This is a genomic window from Stenotrophomonas sp. YJH_SMC_46, from assembly GCF_059370315.1.
Map to the genome: position 1 here is coordinate 313,420 of NZ_JCAFTO010000005.1, position 15,819 is coordinate 329,238.

Below are 15,819 nucleotides of genomic sequence, written 5' to 3' on the forward strand. Positions count from 1 at the left end.
ACGTACGAAAAACTTGATCGATCGTCCTGTCGGCCTAGATCGTCCACTCACGGTCAGTGGTGAACATGATCGTCAACCAGCGGTCCGGCGAAGCCTCGCCCAGCGCATCGCCGATCTCATCACGCAGCTGGTCCCATTCCACCAGCGGCCGCGGTGGGTCGTTTTCCGGCACCACGAAGAACAGCTCGATCTGCTCGCCTCGCCCCACCTGGGCCACGTAGCTGCGGTGCTCGACGAAACCATGCTTGGCCACGATCGCGCGTGCCACGGCATCCACGTGCGCCTGTAGCTCCGGCGGGGTGACCAGCAGGATGCCGGCCAGCGCCCGGCGCACGGTGCCGAGCGGGGCGATCATCACCAGCACGCAGACGAAGGCAAGGATGGCCGGGTCGATGTACGGCCCGACCCAGGCCCAGGACGTGCCCTGCACCAGCACGCCGCCGAGGAAGGCCAGCAGGTAGCAGGCCGACATGCTGGCCGCGATCACCCAGTTTTTCGCATCCAGTGCGATGAACGCCGAGCCGATGCGGCGGTTGGCGCGCAGGATGAACCAGGCCAGTGCGCCTTCGCCGACGATGGACAGCCCGGCGAAGGCGATGGCCGGGCCCAGCGCAATGTGGCGGCCACCGGACATCAGCGCATCCACCGCATTGACCAGCGCATACAGCGCCGCGCCGATCATCAGCGTGCCGCTCACCCCCAGCACGATCGGCTCCAGGTGCCAGAAGCCCATGGTGAAGCGCTGGTTGAGCCGCGATTGCAGCGCATCGGTCTGCGTGGACAGCGCAATCAGCCGCGCCACCAGCAGTGACAGCCAGGTCATCACCACGTCGATCAGGCCGTAGATGCCGTCGAAGATGATCAGCGAGGAATTGGCCAGCAGGCCGAACACCACTGCGGCGGCGGCCAGTAGCAGCGAGGCGGCGATCGACAGGCGCAGCACGCCCTGTTCGGTGGTGGGGTCGAAGAACTGCGCGCGGTCGTTGGCCATGCCTGGATTGTAGAGCGGAGCCACGCTCCGCTGCCGTTGCGGACTGTCCCCTACATGACAGACCACGCACGCTGCCGGGCTTCCTGGCAGCCTGGGTGTTCTACGGGCTGACTTCACGCCCCAAGCCACCGCAGTTCGAAAGGACCGTGGAAGCGCTGGTGTTCACCTTCGCAGTCCAGGCGCTGGTCAAGTTCACCGAACTTATGCTCCTGCTGGCGGGCCGCTGCTTTGTGCTGGGGACCTGGACCGAGTCCAGTAGCCTGCTCTGGGGTTTTGCCCTCGCCGGGCTGTTGGGGGCAGGATGGCCCTCGCTGCAAACAAGGACTACTTCCACGGCGTTCTCCGTCGCGCAGGCTTCACCACGCGTAAGTCCCACCCGAGCGAGTGGTGCTGCGTGCTGGGTGCCCGTCCTGCCTTCGTGGTACTGCAGTTGAAGGATGGCCGTCGTTTGACCGGATATCCCAAGGAGTGGCAATCAGCCCCGCTGCGGGACAGTTCTATATGCAGATGCCGGCCTCGCTCGTGGAAGCCGTTCCACCCGATGAAGGTGCCGATCCAGCAGCGGATCCGGTGGCAAACCCCGCCGTGGTCGAGCTTCCGCAGCTCGATGGCATACTGATCCATGCGGTGGATGTGCAATGGGTCGAGATTCTCCAGGTGACAGGCGATGGCTAAGTTGAGGAAGGGTTCCAACCCACCATTGGACCAGCTGGTCGTATCCATGGAGAACGCAAACCCCAAGCTCCCGGAGGGCAGGAGGCGTCCGCCGCCGCCGCCCAGCCCACCCCGGCCGCCAGCCGGAAGCGGGCCCAACCGGCGCTTGCCGCGCGACTGACCGGGCGCATTCAGCCGAGCGGTGTAAACTATTGATCTCACTGGCAATGCCAGTCTCCATGATCAACACCCCGATGACGTCCGCCACCGCCCGTTACGCTGATTCCCTGCGCCTGTCCGTTGCGCCGATGATGGACTGGACGGATCGCCATTGCCGCGTGTTCCATCGCGTGCTGGCGCCGGGTGCGCGCCTGTACACGGAAATGGTGCACGCCAACGCGGTCATCCACGGCGACCGCGAGCGCCTGCTCGGCTTCGACCGCAGCGAACAGCCGCTGGCGCTGCAGCTGGGCGGCAGCGATCCGGCCCTGCTGGGGCAGGCTGCGCGCATTGCCGCCGAGTGGGGATACGACGAGGTCAACCTCAACTGCGGCTGCCCGTCCGACCGCGTGCAGGCCGGGCGTTTCGGCGCTTGCCTGATGCGCGAGCCGGTGCTGGTGGCCGAGTGCGTGGCGGCGATGGTCGATGCGGTCGACATCCCGGTGACGGTGAAATGCCGCCTGGGCGTGGACGAAGACAACGATTACGACGTGTTCGCCGCCTTCGTCGACCGCCAGGTCGCCGCCGGTGCCGCAATGGTGGTGGTGCATGCGCGCAACGCGTGGCTGAAGGGCCTGTCGCCGAAGGAGAACCGCGAGGTTCCGCCGCTGAAGTACGACTGGGCCTACCGCCTCAAGCAGGAGCGCCCGGCACTGCCGGTGGTGATCAACGGCGGCCTGGCCAGCATCGAGGCGGTGCAGGCGCAGGCCGCGCACGTCGATGGCGTGATGCTGGGCCGCGCGGCCTACCACGACCCCTACCTGCTGCATCAGCTGGAGGCGCTGCACACCGGCGCCCCGCTGCAGGCCCGTGGTGACCTGTTGCGTGCGCTGCGCCCCTACATCGAGACGCGTCTGGGCAAAGGCCTGGCGCTGAAGCACATCACCCGCCACCTGCTCGGCCTGTTCCACGGCCAGCCCGGCGGCCGCGCATTCCGTCAGGTGCTGAGCGAGGGCGCACACCGCCCGGGCGCCGACTGGAGCCTGGTCGAACAGGCCTTGGCGGTCACCGAACGCGAAGCTGATCGCGCCGCAGCGTGACGTTGGTCACAGTCCTGACTTGACAAGGGGCGGCGATTCGTCCCGAATGTTCACCTAGATGAACAACTCGCGGCATCGCCCGGAAAAGTTCAGATCGGATTCACTGCCCCAAACCAAGAATTTGCAAAGGAATTGTAAAGGCCGGGTCCCGCACCCGGCTTCCGGATTTACGACTTTTGAACGAATCGCCGTGCTCGGCTAGGATCGCATCGATGTCTTCCGCTCCCTTCCATCGCCGCATTGCCCTGGCCACCTGCGTGGCGCTGTCGGCTGTGCCGCTGTCGTCGGCGCTTGCGCAGCAGCCGCCGCGCGGCGACCAGGGGCGGGCGGAGATGATGGAGCGGGGCGAGCGCGGTGGCCGTGGCGACGAGCGCTCGCTGTCCGATGCCGTGCGCCGCGTGCAGCGCACCACCGGCGGCCACATCCTCGGCGCCGAGCGCGTGCCGTTCGATGGTCGTGATATCAACCGGGTGAAGTACATGGACGATCGGGGCCGGGTCCGCTACATGGACGACCCCGCCCCGTCGCGTTCACAGCCGCGCACGCCGCGGTCGGATATGTCATCACTACGCGGCGATAACCCCTGAACAGGGATAGTTGTCGCTATCAACCCGTACCCCACAGGCCTCCGGGCCACACCCAGGACACTAGGGAGAGTTCATGCGTATCCTTCTGGTCGAAGACGAAGCCCCGCTGCGTGAGACCCTGGCAGCCCGGCTCAAGCGCGAAGGCTTTGCAGTCGATGCTGCGCAGGACGGCGAGGAAGGCCTCTACATGGGGCGCGAAGTTCCGTTCGATGTCGGCATCATCGACCTCGGCCTGCCCAAGATGTCGGGCATGGAGCTGATCAAGGCCCTGCGTGACGAAGGCAAGAAGTTCCCGGTGCTGATCCTGACCGCGCGTTCGAGCTGGCAGGACAAGGTCGAAGGCCTGAAGCAGGGCGCCGACGACTACCTGGTCAAGCCGTTCCACGTCGAAGAGCTGCTGGCCCGCGTCAACGCGCTGCTGCGCCGCGCCGCCGGCTGGAGCAAGCCGACCCTGGAATGCGGCCCGGTCGCCCTGGACCTGGCTGCGCAGACCGTCAGCGTGGCCGGCAGCAATGTCGACCTGACCAGCTACGAATACAAGGTGCTGGAGTACCTGATGATGCACGCCGGTGAACTGGTCTCCAAGGCCGACCTCACCGAGCACATCTACCAGCAGGACTTCGACCGCGACTCGAACGTGCTGGAAGTGTTCATCGGCCGCCTGCGCAAGAAGCTGGACCCGGATGGCGAACTGAAGCCGATCGAGACCGTGCGCGGCCGCGGCTACCGTTTCGCGATTCCGCGCAACGAGGGCTGAGCCGGCTCAGCCTGGCGAGACCATGATGTCCGGCCGTCTGTGGTTCTTCCGACGCTGGCGGCCGCGCTCCCTGCAGGCGCGCCAGATGCTTGCCGCGTCCGTGGGCCTGGTCGCGTTCCTGGCCCTGGCCGGTTACGCACTCGACGCCGCCTTCGCCGATACGGCGAAGGCGAACCTGCGTGAGCGCCTGAAGAACTACGCCACCGCGTACGCGGCCGGCATCGACTTCACCCGCGACCGCTCGCTGTACATCCGCGAGCAGCCGCCGGATTCGCGCTTCGACGTGCCGGGCAGTGGCCTGTACCTGCAGGTGGTGATGCCGCACGGCAAGGGCAATTCGATGTCCGCCGAAGGCCCGATGCTGCCCACCGTCGGCGGCGGCCTGCTGGCGCCACGCCAGGAAGTGTTCGAAGGCCCGCTGCCGATGATCCAGATCGACGGCAGCCAGGGCTCGGTGTACCGCTATGGCCTGGGCCTGGTGTGGGACGCCGACGCCGACCCGGCCACCGAATTCCCGTACACCATCTATGTGATGGAAGACTCGCGCGCGTTGGGCGCGCAGCTGCGCGTGTTCCGTGGCCGTGTCTGGTTCTACCTGGGCGGCATCGGCCTGATCCTGCTGCTGCTGCAGACCGTCATCCTGCAGTGGAGCCTGCGTCCGCTGCGTCGGGTGATCACCGAGCTGACCAAGGTGCAGCGCGGCGAGACAGAGCGCATGAGCGAGCGCCACCCGCGCGAGCTGGAACCGCTGACCGACAGCATCAACGCCTTCATTGAAAGCGAGCGCGAGAACCTCGAGCGCCAGCGCAATACCCTGGCCGACCTGGCGCACAGCCTGAAGACGCCCATCGCCGTGCTGCGCACGCAGATGGACAGCGGTGCCGGCGATGGCGCCCTGCGCGAGGAGCTGGACGTGCAGCTGCAGCGCATGAACAACCTGGTCTCCTACCAGCTGGCACGTGCTGCATCGTCGGGCCACAAGCTGTTCTCCGCGCCGCTGCCGATTGAATCCAACGCCGAGGAGATCGTGCGCGGCCTGGAAAAGGTCTATGCCTCCAAGGGCGTGCTGTGCGAATTCGACATCGACCCGGCCGCGCGCTTCCACGGCGAACCGGGCGACCTGCAGGAACTGCTCGGCAACCTGCTGGAAAACGCCTTCAAGTGGGCCAACCGCCGCGTGCTGCTGACCGCGCAGCCGCTGCCGGCACCGAACGCGCGCCGCGCTGGCCTGCTGCTGGCGGTGGACGACGATGGCCCGGGCATTGCCCCGGACGACATCGGCAAAGTGCTACAGCGTGGCGTGCGTGGCGACGAGCGCGTGCAGGGCCACGGCATCGGCCTGTCGATCGTGCAGGACCTGATCAAGGATTACCGCGGCGAACTGGCCGTCGGCCGTTCCAGCGAACTGGGCGGCGCCCGTTTCGAAGTGCGCTTGCCGCCGGGGCCGTAAGCCCCCGCAAACGGTAGTGCCGGCCGCTGGCCGGCACCCTCATGATCTTCGGTGGCATTGCCAGGGTGCCGGCCAGCGGCCGGCACTACCGTGTCTCGATCGCCGGCGGCTCGCCATAGAACCGCCGCAGCTGCGCGGCCACCTCCGGCAACGCCTGCTGCAGCAGATCCGGTGCCGAGAAGTGATACTCGCTGGTCACCGCGAAGAATTCTTCCGGCGCTTCGGCCGCATACGGATCGATCAGCGTTTCTTCGCCCGCATCCACCTGCGCGCAGAACGCATCGTAGGCGCGCTGGAAGATGGCCGCCCACTCACGCTGCCATTCGCGCGGCAGCGGCGGCGTGCCGTCCATCGCGCCATCCAGTGCATCCAGCTTGTGCACCATCTCGTGCACCGCCACGCAGTAGCCCTCGTGCGGCGCGGCCAGGTCGGCCTGCACATCGGCCCAGGACAGGATCAGCGGACCGCTGTCCCACGACTCGCCAATCAGTTCGTCATCCCACTCATGCAGTACGCCGGCCGCATCCATGTGGCTGCGATGTACGCGGAATGCATCGGGGTAGACGATCAGCTGCGACCAGCCTTCCAGACCCACCTCGCCGAACTCCAGCAGCGGTAGGCAGCATAGTGCCGCCAGCAGCACGCCATCGCCGGCCTCCAGCTGCAGCTCGCCGATCGGGGTAATGGTCTTCTCGTGCAGGAAGCGTGCGGCCAGTACGCGCAATCGCGCGCGGCGTTCGTCGTCCAGACCGTGCAGCCAGGCCGCACGGCGGCAGGCCTCATTCCACAGTACATCGTCGATCGGCCGCGGCGCAGGTCGCAGCCACTGCAGCAACGACTTGATCAGCGGAACATTCCCGGCAGGTAGCTGTGCCACTTCGGTGCGCGGATGCGCTGCAGCACGTCGTCGTCGCTGCCACCGCCGCCCGTGCTGGTGTTGGCTGCCGGGCGGACCGGTGCCGGCTTGGTGGTGGCGGCCGAAGCGGTCGCGGTCGGTGCACGCTGCGAGGCGGCATCGCCGTTGGAGGACACGCAGGCGCCGCGGCTGTCGTCCAGCGCTGCCGTCGCAGACGCCGCGAAGGGCATCGTCAGCAGGATCAGGCAATGGGCATAGCGGCGCATTGACGACATCCACGTTAAGGGAAGGTGAGTTCCCGATTCTAGCCCGAACCCGGCGCCCCGTTGGAAGCCCCCGCAGAACCCAGCGTGGCGGGCGCCGCTGGCGGCTTTCCCGCATAATTCCTTCCTGACTTCGTGGAAGCTGCCGTGGACGACCGCCAATTGCTGGCCAAACTCGCTGCCGGTCGCCTCTCCGGCGACGCCCTGGCCCGTGAGCTGGGCCAGACCCGGGCGGCCATTTGGAAGCGTATTCAAGGACTTAGAGCCGCCGGTGTGGACATCGAAGGCCGTGCAGGTGAGGGCTATGGCCTGACCCGCCCGGTCGACCTGCTGGACCCGGATGCGATCCGTGCCGGCCTGCCCGCCGAGGTGCTGCCGCTGCTGCACGACCTGCAGGTGGCCTGGACGGTGGACTCGACCAATGCCGAATTGCTGCGTTGCAGCGCGCCCCAGCGCGGGGTGAGCGTCCTGCTGGCCGAACGCCAGACCGGCGGCCGCGGCCGTCGCGGCCGTACGTGGGCGTCGCCGCTGGCCGCGCATGTGTACCTGTCGGTGCTGCGGCTGTTCTCCGGTGGCCTCGGCCGCCTGGCCGGGCTGAGCCTGGTGGCCGGCATCGCCGTGGCCGAAGCGCTGCACGACCTGGGCTATACCCAGGCGCAGCTGAAGTGGCCGAATGACCTGATCGTCGATGGCAAGCGCAAGCTGGTCGGCCTGCTGGCCGAGGGCGGTGGCGAATATGCCGGCCCGGCGCGCGCGGTGATCGGCATCGGCATCAACACGCACATGCCGCCATCCTTCGCCGAGCAGATCACCCAGCCGTGGGTGGACCTGGACACGCTGGCCGGCAAGCCGGTGGACCGCAACGTGGTGGTTGCTGCCGTGCTGGCGCGCCTGCTGCCGGCACTGGAAGAATTCGATCGCGAAGGCCTCGCTCCCTTTCTGCCGCGCTACGCCGCGTTCGACATGCTGGCCGGTCGCGAAGTACGGGTGGAACTGGAAGGGCAGTGGCAGCATGGCACCGCGCTCGGCCTGGCCGATGACGGCGCCTTGCGCGTGCGTATCGATGGCCGTGAGCGCCTGCTGCACGCCGGCGAAGTCAGCGTGAGGGCGGCATGAGCGATTGGTTGTTCGACCTCGGCAACTCGCGCTTCAAGTTCGCGCCGTTGCAGGGCGACCGTGCCGGTGACGTGCAGGCCTGGGCGCATGGCGCCGAAGGCATGGCCGGACAGCCGCCGCACAGCCTGCCCAGCGGCACCACCGCGTTCGTGGCCAGCGTGGCCGCACCGTCGCTGACCAGCGCGATGCTGGACCAGCTGCAGCGTCGCTTCGAGCACGTGCACGTGGTGCGTACCAGCGCCGAATGCGCCGGTGTGCGCATTGCCTATGCCAAGCCGGAAAAGTTCGGCGTCGACCGCTTCCTGGCGCTGCTGGCCGCTGCCAAGGCGCAGCGCCCGGTGCTGGTGGTGGGCGTGGGCACCGCACTGACGATTGACCTGCTCGACGCTGACGGCCAGCACCACGGTGGCCGCATTTCCGCATCGCCCACCACCATGCGCGAAGCGCTGCACGCCCGTGCCGTGCAACTGCCGGCTACCGGCGGCGACTACAGCGAATTCGCCAACGACACCGCCGATGCGCTGGCTTCCGGTTGCGATGGCGCCGCAGTGGCGTTGATCGAACGCAGCGCGCAGCAGGGGCACGCGCTGCTGGGCGTGGCGCCGTCGCTGCTGGTGCACGGGGGCGGCGCACCGGCGCTGATGCCGTTGCTGCCCGGCGCCGACTACCACCCCTCGCTGGTGCTGGATGGCCTCGCCCGCTGGGCGGTGCACCAGCCCGCAGGCTAGTATCCGCGCATGCTGACCCGTGCCCTGATCGTCGTACTGGCCATCCTCAATCTTGGCGTCGCCTGCTGGTGGCTGCTGCGCGATGCGCCGGAGAAGCCTGCGCCGCCGCCGCAACCCGCCGGCGTGGCCGAGTTGCGCTGGGTGCCCGGTGGCGTGGATGCCGCTGCGGCCGCCGAAGCCACGGCTGCCGCGCCGACCGCGCCGTTGATGGAGCGCGAACCGGCGGAGAAGACGGCCGTGGCTGTAACGCCGGCGCCCGCCGCCCCGGCCAAGCCGGAGATTGCCAAGCCGCAGGCGGCTGAGGCTACGCCGGTTGCTGCCGCTGCCAAGCCGGCAACACCGCCTACATCAGCCCAAGCGCCGGGAAAACCCGCAACCCCGCCCGAGGCTGCCGAACCGCCGCGCTGCGTTGCGCTGGGCCCGTTCGCCGACCGTGCGGCCGCGACCAGCGCGCAGGGCAAGGCCGGCACGCTGCTCAGCCAGGTACGCCTGCGCGAACAGCCCGCTGCCAGCGGCAGCGCCCGCTACCGGGTGATGCTGCCGGCAGCCGCCAGCCGCGAAGAGGCCCAGGCCACGGTGAAGCGCATCGTCGCCGCCGGCCTGAGCGACTACTACATCATCAGCCAGGGCGAGGAGGCCAACGCCGTGGCGCTGGGCCAGTACCGCAACCGCGAAGGCGCCGAGCGGCGCATGGCGGCGGTGCAGGCCGCCGGCTTCCAGCCGCGCCTGGTGGCCAGCGGCGACGCCGGCCAGTGGTGGCTGGAAGCGCAACTGGCGGCGGGCACGCAGCCGGCCCAGGCCCAGCAGCGCAGCGGGGCGGCACAGAGCCGGTCGCTGGAATGCACGCGGTTGCGCTAGAATCCCCGGACCGCGGCGCTGCCGCCGGTGCACCACCCATGCCGCTTTAGCTCAGTTGGTAGAGCAACTGTCTTGTAAACAGTAGGTCATCCGTTCGATTCGGATAAGCGGCACCACCAAACTCCAGTTGTGCAGCTCGACACGGCGGCGCAGTAATCGGTCGAGCACTGCTCTCTGCTGCGTCTCTCCCCTTCTTTTCCTTCCTTGCTGTTATCTCATCTTGCACCTGACGAGGTGCGTCCCACCTGCCTGTGCGCGTGCTTCGTGGTCGATGCGCGTTTCTCGTAGTTGAAAATGTGTAGCCAGTAGGCTACATCTTCCATGAAGATCCAGCGTACCCGTCAGTTCGCGGCATGGATTGACGCTCTCAAGGACGTAACTGCACGCGCTCGCATCCTGGCCCGCATCGGTCGGCTCGCCGAAGGCCATCCGGGTGATCACCGCCATCTGGGGACGGTATTTCCGAACTGCGTATCGATGCAGGGCCGGGCTACCGCCTGTACTACACCCAGCGCGGCAGGCAGTTGCTGGTTCTTTTGGTCGGAGGTGACAAAAGCTCACAGCAACGCGATATCGAAAAGGCCAGGGAGATTGCACGTGCCCTGTGAGCGTCGAACCGGCTGTAGTCGAAACGAATCAATACTGAAGTACTGGAGCAGTTCCATCATGGCGACCAAGAAAAAAGTCGAACTCAAAGCATTTGATGTGGCCGAACACCTTCGGACACCCGAAGAAATGGCCGCCTATCTCGACGCCTGCATCGAGGAAAGCGACGGCGATTCCGCGTTCATTGCCAAGGCGCTCGGCGACATCGCGCGCGCTCAGGGTATGAGCAAGGTTGCGCGCGCGGCGGGCCTGTCGCGCGAGAGTCTTTACCGCGCACTGTCCGGCGAACGCAGCCCCGATTTCGCCACCATCCTGAAGGTGACCCGTGCCTTGGGTGTGCGCCTGCATGCCAGTGCCCTGTGAGGCATCAAGGCACTGAGCTCCACTTCCGCCGCCCCAAGAAGTCCGGTGCGATCAGTCTCAATCAATCCGAATGATGCGGATCAACCCTCTTGTTGACGATCTGTCTCCGAAGGCGGCCACCGTGCCACAGGGAAATACCTCTTTCGCACCGTCATGGTTGATGAAGGAGATCGTGCAGTGTGCCCGCGTTCCAGGTGTGATGCGGGTGATGTCGCGGTCATTCAGGACGAAGCTGTACCACATGACTTCAGGGCTTATGGAAAGCGCCTTGGGACGCGTGGTGGAGGCGATCATCTCGGCAACAGCGCCACCGCGCGAATCCACTTCGTCCAGCCGCAGCTCAACAAAAACAGGTTTCAGGTTTGGATAGGGTGTGCGCATTTCAGGAGTGGGTCAGCCTGATTCGATAGCCGGGGTAGCGAGGCGTTGACGCTGTGCGTTGGAATCCCACCGTTCTGCGTTACTGAGCCCCCTGCACCTGCAACGCCACATACTCCGCCAGCCCCCGGCAGGCCAGCATCAGTCCCTCGCGCGTGCCATCGCCGATATCGTCTTTCTCTTCCCCGTCCACGCGCACGCGCTCTGCGGCGTGATACAGCTCCAGCAGCGACACCAGGCCCACTGCGGCGCGATCCCTGCGTGCGGCGGCCACCGTGTCGCCAGGTGTGCTTGCCGGTCCCGGCCACGGCTGTCCATCGGCGGCGTCCCCGGCCTGGATGCGCTGCAGGCAGCCGGGCAGGTTGATGGGCGCGGGCGCCTCGTTGGCGGCGGCGAAAGCGGCTTCCAACGGCTGCGCCAGTTCGGGCGGCAGGCGCAGGGCAGCCTCGCCCAGGGTGGCGGTCAGGTACGGGTGATGGGTCTTGGGCATGCGGGCGTCCTCGTCGGCAACAGAGGTGCCACCCGAAGAGGGTGGCGGGCGATGCGTGGCTTCCAAGACCGGGTCAACGAATCGGCGGGCACGAGGCCCCCACGCACCGCCCGCCGTCGATCGGCGAACGGATTGCCAGCCGGCGCCGCCCCTGAAAGGACGACGCCGGCTGGCAAGCGTATACATCGTTGACAACACGGGCTTGGAAGTCCCGACCACCTTTGCAGGTGGCGATTCATCATGCGCACGCGAAATCCCCGCCTGCCAGTCGTTTGTTTCGATGGCATCGGGTGATCTGAAAGGAAAAATGAATTATCGCGTTCGGCCCGTTTCGAGCATCGCAATGCCAGAAGCGACATATCGCGCGGGGCTGCAACCAACGATGAATCCTGGTGCGCCATTGCTGTCGCACGGCCTTTCATGGCCCAGGAAGTAAAGCTGGCTTAACTTCCCCGGCAGGGCTTCCAGAACACCCTACCAGACATGAATCCCCACGCGCGCCGTCCGGATCTTGATGTTCCTCACGGACAGCCCGCAACGCCCCACCGCATACTGCCGCCACGCGCCCAACCTGGGCCCCTTCGGGATCTGCACATGCGTCGCCATGCCCTGTCGCTCACCGCCGCACTGTTGTCCACCGCCTTCGTGGCCCCGGCCATGGCTGCGGTACCGTTCTTCAACGCCAGCTGCCCGGGCGGCATCGATGTGCACGTCGACGAAGGCGGGCCGGTCTACGTACAAGGCCGCGAGGCCACGTTGAAGCGCTTCAACGACCGCTACTTCGAAGCACGCGATGCCAACAGTGGCATCACGCTGTCGATCAGCAGCAACGAGGACGGCACGCCGCAGATCAGCTATACCGGCCGAGGCGGCGCCAATGGCATCTGCCAGGTCAGTGCCAGTGGAACGCCCGCGCCGTCTGAACATCGCGACCACCGTCGCCACGATGACGACAACGACGCGGCGCTGCCGCGCGAAGTCACCTGCGAATCCACCGGCCAGCAGCAGGTGTCGTGCGACATGGATACCCGCGGCAACGTGGAAATCGTGCGCCAGCTCAGCCACGCCCGCTGCGAGCAAGGCCAGAACTGGGGCCTGTCGCGGCACTCGGTGTGGGTCAATGGTGGATGCCGTGCGGTGTTCCGCAATGTGTCTTCGGTGACCACCCCCGCGCCCGCAGGCGATACCGCACTGGGCGCCTGCAACATGCGCAAGGGCGCGCAGGGCACGCTGGTCACCCAGATGCCGGTGGGCAGCGATTACCAGGAACTGATCATCGATTATCCCGACGGCCGCTTCCTGTGCATGATGCGCAACAACGGCCAGGTGCAGAGCCTGACGCCGGTTCGCCACCGCGGACGCTGAGCGCGCAGCGGGTTGGGACAGGCTTCAGCCGCAGGACCTATACAGCAACACCCACGCCAGCATCAGGGTGAACATACCAACGAAGGTCAGGCCGAACCACAGCGCGGCCACCTTCACGTTGCCGATCAACGCCGCCAGCATACGGTGCAGTTCGCTTTTCAGAATCGGGTATTCAGCGTGCGCCTTGCGCAGACGCTGCCAGCCCAACCCGAGGAATACCAGGGTCGAGAACGGCACCAGCAGCAGTGTCGCCTGCATCAGCCAGCCATTCGGCGACGCATCGATCGAGTTGCTCAAAAAAACCGCAAAAACGGCGACCGGCAGCGCCACGGTGAAAAAGCGTGGCCAGGCGGTATTGATGAAGGGCGACATCGCAATCTTCCATGAAGGGCGGTTGGGTCCGCGCGGCATCATGCCATGCCAATGCCCTGCTGCACCGCCGCGAGTGGTGTCACACAGCTCTGGCTAGACTGTGCTTCTTTTTCCCCCGCAAGGAGGCACCCATGGCCCATCCCATTTCCGTATCCCTGATCGGCGTTCCCACCGATGTCGGTGCGGGCCATCGCGGTGCACGGCTGGGGCCGGAAGCGCTGCGCGTGGCGGGCCTGCCGGAGGCGCTGGAAGCGCGCGGCGTGGACGTGCGCGACCTGGGCAACCTGGATGGCCCGCGCAACCCGTGGACCGCGCCGATGCAGGGCTACCGCCATCTGGAGGAAGTGGTGGCCTGGAACCATGCACTGATGGAAGCCAGCTATGCCGAACTGCAGGCCGGCCGCATGCCGATCATGCTCGGCGGCGACCACTGCCTGGGAATCGGTTCGATCACTGCCGTGGCACGCTGGTGCCGCGAGCAGGGCAAGACCCTGCGCGTGCTGTGGCTGGATGCACATTCCGATTTCAATACCAGCGATGTCACCCCCTCAGGCAACATCCACGGCATGCCGGTGGCCTGCCTGTGCGGCCTCGGCCCGGAGGCGCTGACCCACCTCGGCGGCAGCGCACCGGCGATCACTCCCACCCAGGTGCACCAGATCGGCATCCGTTCGGTGGACCCGGAAGAGAAGCGCCTGATCAAGACCCACAACGTGGATGTCTATGACATGCGCTACATCGATGAGAACGGCATGAAGCGCACGGTCGAAGCAGCACTGGCGGGCATCGACGAGAACACCCACCTGCATGTCAGCTTCGATGTGGATTTCCTCGACCCGAGCATCGCGCCGGGCGTGGGCACCACCGTGCCGGGTGGGGTGAACTACCGCGAGGCGCAGCTGGTGATGGAGATGATCGCTGACACCGGGTGCATGGGGTCGCTGGACATCGTCGAGCTCAACCCCTTGCTGGACAAGCAGAATGCCACCGCCGAACTGGCCGTGGACCTGGTCGAGAGCCTGTTCGGCAAGTCCACCCTGATGCGCGACTAAGGCAACCGCCTGAACGGATCGCCGATCCGTTCACACCCGCTCCACGCCCCTGCCGCCAGATTGCACTTCACGCGGCGGCGGCGGGCATTGGCCTTCTCCCGCTGAGCGAAAGAATCCCATCCGCGAATGAAGCGGTGTAGCGGCAAACCCAAGGAGAAGCCCATGAAGCGCGTAGTTGCCCTGATGCTGTTGTCGATGTTCTCGGTGGCCCTGCTGGCCGGTTGCAACACTGTGGCCGGTGCCGGCAAGGACGTGCAGAAGGCCGGTGAGAAGGTTGAGGATGCCGCCAAGGGCAACTGAGCCCGGCGCGGAACGGAAGGAAAAAGGCCGGGGATCATCCCCGGCCTTTTTCTTGCACGCTGCCACGCACGGCTGTGCAAGCGGAGTGAACCATTCAAGCAGGTGAGCACGCATTTCATTGCTGGTTGACCAGTACTCAACAGCGACTGCGCGAAGCTGGAACCACGGTAAGAACGCCGTTGCAACCAAGGACTCCCAGCAATGAACAAAGACATCATTTCCGGCAAGTGGTCGCAGCTGAAGGGCAAGGCCCAGGCCAAGTGGGGCGATCTGACCAACGACGATTTCGATGTGGCCGAAGGCAATGCCGAATACCTGGCCGGTCGCCTGCAGGAGCGTTATGGCTGGGCCAAGGACCGCGCCGAGAAGGAAGTCCGGGATTTCGAAGACAGCGTGCGCAAGGATTACCCGGATTACAAGTAAGCCCCCGGGTTTCCCCCACGACACAACGCCCGCGCCGAAAGGTTGCGGGCGTTGTGTTGTCTGCGCGGAGGATCAGCGTGCCGGCGGGTCCGGCACGTAGCGGTTGGGGAACGCCTGCGGTTCGCGCGGCAGGCGTGACGGCGAATCGACCAGGATGCCGCGCGCGCGCAGGTTGCGGGCGCTGTCGTAGCGCAGCTGCAACACCTGCGCCGGGCTGCGGCTGGCGCGCTCGAACTCGGTATCGCGCACCGAGGACTGCTCGTGCGCGCCGTGACCGGTGCCCAGCGCCGGCGCCTGCGGCTTGCTGGCGTAGCCCTCGATGCGGCTGGCGCTGGCATCGGCGGCCGCTTCGGCCTGTGCAGCCGGGGCCGGCGGTGGCAGGCCCCGGCGCAGGATCGGCTCAGGGCGCCAGCGGCGCGCTTCCTCGAACACGGCCACGCCCACCACGCCGATGTTGTCGGGGCGGCCGGTGCGGCTGGCATAGCTGCCGCTGGGGCTGCTGAAGACGAACTGCGCCACTTCGTCCTGGCTCTTGCGCCAGCCGGTGATGTCGGCGCGCTGTCCGGGGTTGAGCACGTAACCGGTCTGCGAGGGATCGGCATCTTCGCCGGAGATGGCGTTGACGCCGTCCACCGACAGCACCACCAGCACCCGGCGGGGGCTGTCGTTGTACAGGCGCACGGCGTAGCGGTGACCGCGCTCACCGGCCACCCAGCGCTGGCCCTCGGCGGGGTAGCTGCGCAGTTCGGTGCCGCGGTCGCGGTCGACCAGGGCCATGCGCACGGGGCCGCCCTCGTAGACCGGCGGCGGCATCGGAGCCGGGCGGAAGCCGGCCAGAGGCAGGATAAGCAGCAGGGGCAGCAGGCGTTTCATCGGGCGTCTCCAGCGGGGTTGCGTGAATGAACGCGCCGCGGGCCCTGACGGGGTTGGTGGCGTGCAAGGTAAACTGGC

At 66.8% G+C, this 15,819-nt stretch carries 20 protein-coding genes, 1 tRNA gene and 1 pseudogene; 15 read left to right on the forward strand and 7 right to left on the reverse strand.

Annotated features, from left to right (window positions below; all coding sequences use genetic code 11):
* Positions 1-34 precede the first annotated feature (34 nt).
* Positions 35-991 (reverse strand): cation diffusion facilitator family transporter, encoded by a 957-nt coding sequence (locus AC5P8C_RS17100; RefSeq protein WP_019661846.1) that lies wholly within the window; start codon positions 989-991, stop codon positions 35-37.
* A gap of 468 nt (positions 992-1,459) precedes the next feature.
* Here AC5P8C_RS17100 and AC5P8C_RS17105 point away from each other — a divergent pair, with 468 nt between their 5' ends.
* From AC5P8C_RS17105 to AC5P8C_RS17125, 5 genes are all read left to right on the forward strand, one after another.
* A complete protein-coding gene (locus AC5P8C_RS17105; RefSeq protein ID WP_154081363.1) occupies positions 1,460-1,666 on the forward strand; it encodes a hypothetical protein in 207 nt (68 codons plus the stop codon).
* Positions 1,667-1,872: 206 nt separating this feature from the next.
* Positions 1,873-2,904: a tRNA dihydrouridine(20/20a) synthase DusA gene (dusA, locus tag AC5P8C_RS17110; protein ID WP_495219140.1), complete on the forward strand. Its 1,032-nt coding sequence runs from the start codon at positions 1,873-1,875 to the stop codon at positions 2,902-2,904.
* A 212-nt stretch (positions 2,905-3,116) separates the two neighbouring features.
* Positions 3,117-3,491 carry a hypothetical protein gene (locus AC5P8C_RS17115; RefSeq protein ID WP_058979781.1) on the forward strand — a complete coding sequence of 125 codons (375 nt, stop codon included), beginning with the start codon at positions 3,117-3,119 and terminating at the stop codon, positions 3,489-3,491.
* A 73-nt stretch (positions 3,492-3,564) separates the two neighbouring features.
* A complete protein-coding gene (locus AC5P8C_RS17120; RefSeq protein ID WP_004136763.1) occupies positions 3,565-4,248 on the forward strand; it encodes a response regulator transcription factor in 684 nt (227 codons plus the stop codon).
* Positions 4,249-4,273: 25 nt separating this feature from the next.
* Positions 4,274-5,698, forward strand: coding sequence for an ATP-binding protein (locus AC5P8C_RS17125; protein ID WP_032953760.1), 1,425 nt, complete (start codon positions 4,274-4,276; stop codon positions 5,696-5,698).
* An 85-nt stretch (positions 5,699-5,783) separates the two neighbouring features.
* Here AC5P8C_RS17125 and AC5P8C_RS17130 read toward each other — a convergent pair whose 3' ends face one another.
* Both AC5P8C_RS17130 and AC5P8C_RS17135 read right to left on the reverse strand, forming a co-directional pair.
* Complete coding sequence (locus AC5P8C_RS17130; RefSeq protein ID WP_019661842.1) at positions 5,784-6,575, reverse strand: M90 family metallopeptidase; 792 nt, start codon at positions 6,573-6,575, stop codon at positions 5,784-5,786.
* Positions 6,542-6,820 (reverse strand): hypothetical protein, encoded by a 279-nt coding sequence (locus AC5P8C_RS17135; RefSeq protein WP_005411956.1) that lies wholly within the window; start codon positions 6,818-6,820, stop codon positions 6,542-6,544. Before AC5P8C_RS17135 ends, AC5P8C_RS17130 begins: the two co-directional genes overlap by 34 nt.
* Before the next feature lie 144 nt (positions 6,821-6,964).
* Between AC5P8C_RS17135 and birA the strand changes: the two genes are divergently transcribed.
* From birA to AC5P8C_RS17165, 6 genes and pseudogenes are all read left to right on the forward strand, one after another.
* Complete coding sequence (birA, locus tag AC5P8C_RS17140; protein WP_019661841.1) at positions 6,965-7,933, forward strand: bifunctional biotin--[acetyl-CoA-carboxylase] ligase/biotin operon repressor BirA; 969 nt, start codon at positions 6,965-6,967, stop codon at positions 7,931-7,933.
* Positions 7,930-8,661 (forward strand): type III pantothenate kinase, encoded by a 732-nt coding sequence (locus tag AC5P8C_RS17145; RefSeq protein ID WP_019661840.1) that lies wholly within the window; start codon positions 7,930-7,932, stop codon positions 8,659-8,661. The genes birA and AC5P8C_RS17145 overlap by 4 nt, the downstream gene beginning before the upstream one ends.
* Before the next feature lie 9 nt (positions 8,662-8,670).
* Positions 8,671-9,519, forward strand: coding sequence for an SPOR domain-containing protein (locus tag AC5P8C_RS17150; RefSeq protein ID WP_495219141.1), 849 nt, complete (start codon positions 8,671-8,673; stop codon positions 9,517-9,519).
* A 40-nt stretch (positions 9,520-9,559) separates the two neighbouring features.
* Positions 9,560-9,635, forward strand: a tRNA-Thr gene (locus AC5P8C_RS17155).
* A 205-nt stretch (positions 9,636-9,840) separates the two neighbouring features.
* Positions 9,841-10,127 (forward strand): annotated as a pseudogene (locus tag AC5P8C_RS17160) (type II toxin-antitoxin system RelE/ParE family toxin).
* Positions 10,128-10,185: 58 nt separating this feature from the next.
* The gene (locus AC5P8C_RS17165; RefSeq protein ID WP_019661838.1) at positions 10,186-10,488 is read left to right on the forward strand and encodes an addiction module antidote protein; all 303 of its coding nucleotides are present in this window, start codon (positions 10,186-10,188) and stop codon (positions 10,486-10,488) included.
* Between the two features lie 57 nt (positions 10,489-10,545).
* On the opposite strand, the gene AC5P8C_RS17170 is transcribed toward AC5P8C_RS17165, so the two are convergent.
* Together AC5P8C_RS17170 and AC5P8C_RS17175 are read right to left on the reverse strand one after the other, a co-directional pair.
* Positions 10,546-10,869, reverse strand: a complete 324-nt coding sequence (locus tag AC5P8C_RS17170) for a hypothetical protein (RefSeq protein ID WP_019661837.1) — start codon at positions 10,867-10,869, stop codon at positions 10,546-10,548.
* A 79-nt stretch (positions 10,870-10,948) separates the two neighbouring features.
* Positions 10,949-11,356, reverse strand: a complete 408-nt coding sequence (locus AC5P8C_RS17175) for a hypothetical protein (RefSeq protein WP_233653500.1) — start codon at positions 11,354-11,356, stop codon at positions 10,949-10,951.
* Positions 11,357-11,950: 594 nt separating this feature from the next.
* Between AC5P8C_RS17175 and AC5P8C_RS17180 the strand changes: the two genes are divergently transcribed.
* Positions 11,951-12,721, forward strand: a complete 771-nt coding sequence (locus AC5P8C_RS17180) for a DUF3011 domain-containing protein (RefSeq protein ID WP_495219142.1) — start codon at positions 11,951-11,953, stop codon at positions 12,719-12,721.
* A 24-nt stretch (positions 12,722-12,745) separates the two neighbouring features.
* Here AC5P8C_RS17180 and AC5P8C_RS17185 read toward each other — a convergent pair whose 3' ends face one another.
* The gene (locus AC5P8C_RS17185) at positions 12,746-13,093 is read right to left on the reverse strand and encodes a hypothetical protein (RefSeq protein ID WP_057503835.1); all 348 of its coding nucleotides are present in this window, start codon (positions 13,091-13,093) and stop codon (positions 12,746-12,748) included.
* A 131-nt stretch (positions 13,094-13,224) separates the two neighbouring features.
* Here AC5P8C_RS17185 and rocF point away from each other — a divergent pair, with 131 nt between their 5' ends.
* The 3 genes from rocF (at position 13,225) to AC5P8C_RS17200 (ending at position 14,868) form a co-directional block, all read left to right on the forward strand.
* Positions 13,225-14,145 carry an arginase gene (gene rocF / locus AC5P8C_RS17190; RefSeq protein ID WP_495219143.1) on the forward strand — a complete coding sequence of 307 codons (921 nt, stop codon included), beginning with the start codon at positions 13,225-13,227 and terminating at the stop codon, positions 14,143-14,145.
* 162 nt (positions 14,146-14,307) lie between these two features.
* Positions 14,308-14,445 (forward strand): entericidin A/B family lipoprotein, encoded by a 138-nt coding sequence (locus AC5P8C_RS17195; RefSeq protein WP_019661832.1) that lies wholly within the window; start codon positions 14,308-14,310, stop codon positions 14,443-14,445.
* A 201-nt stretch (positions 14,446-14,646) separates the two neighbouring features.
* Positions 14,647-14,868: a CsbD family protein gene (locus AC5P8C_RS17200; protein ID WP_019661831.1), complete on the forward strand. Its 222-nt coding sequence runs from the start codon at positions 14,647-14,649 to the stop codon at positions 14,866-14,868.
* Between the two features lie 72 nt (positions 14,869-14,940).
* Here the strand turns inward: AC5P8C_RS17200 and AC5P8C_RS17205 are convergent, their stop codons facing one another.
* Entirely contained in the window at positions 14,941-15,741 is an 801-nt protein-coding gene (locus tag AC5P8C_RS17205; protein WP_495219144.1) for a hypothetical protein, read from the reverse strand.
* Between the last annotated feature and the right edge of the window lie 78 nt (positions 15,742-15,819).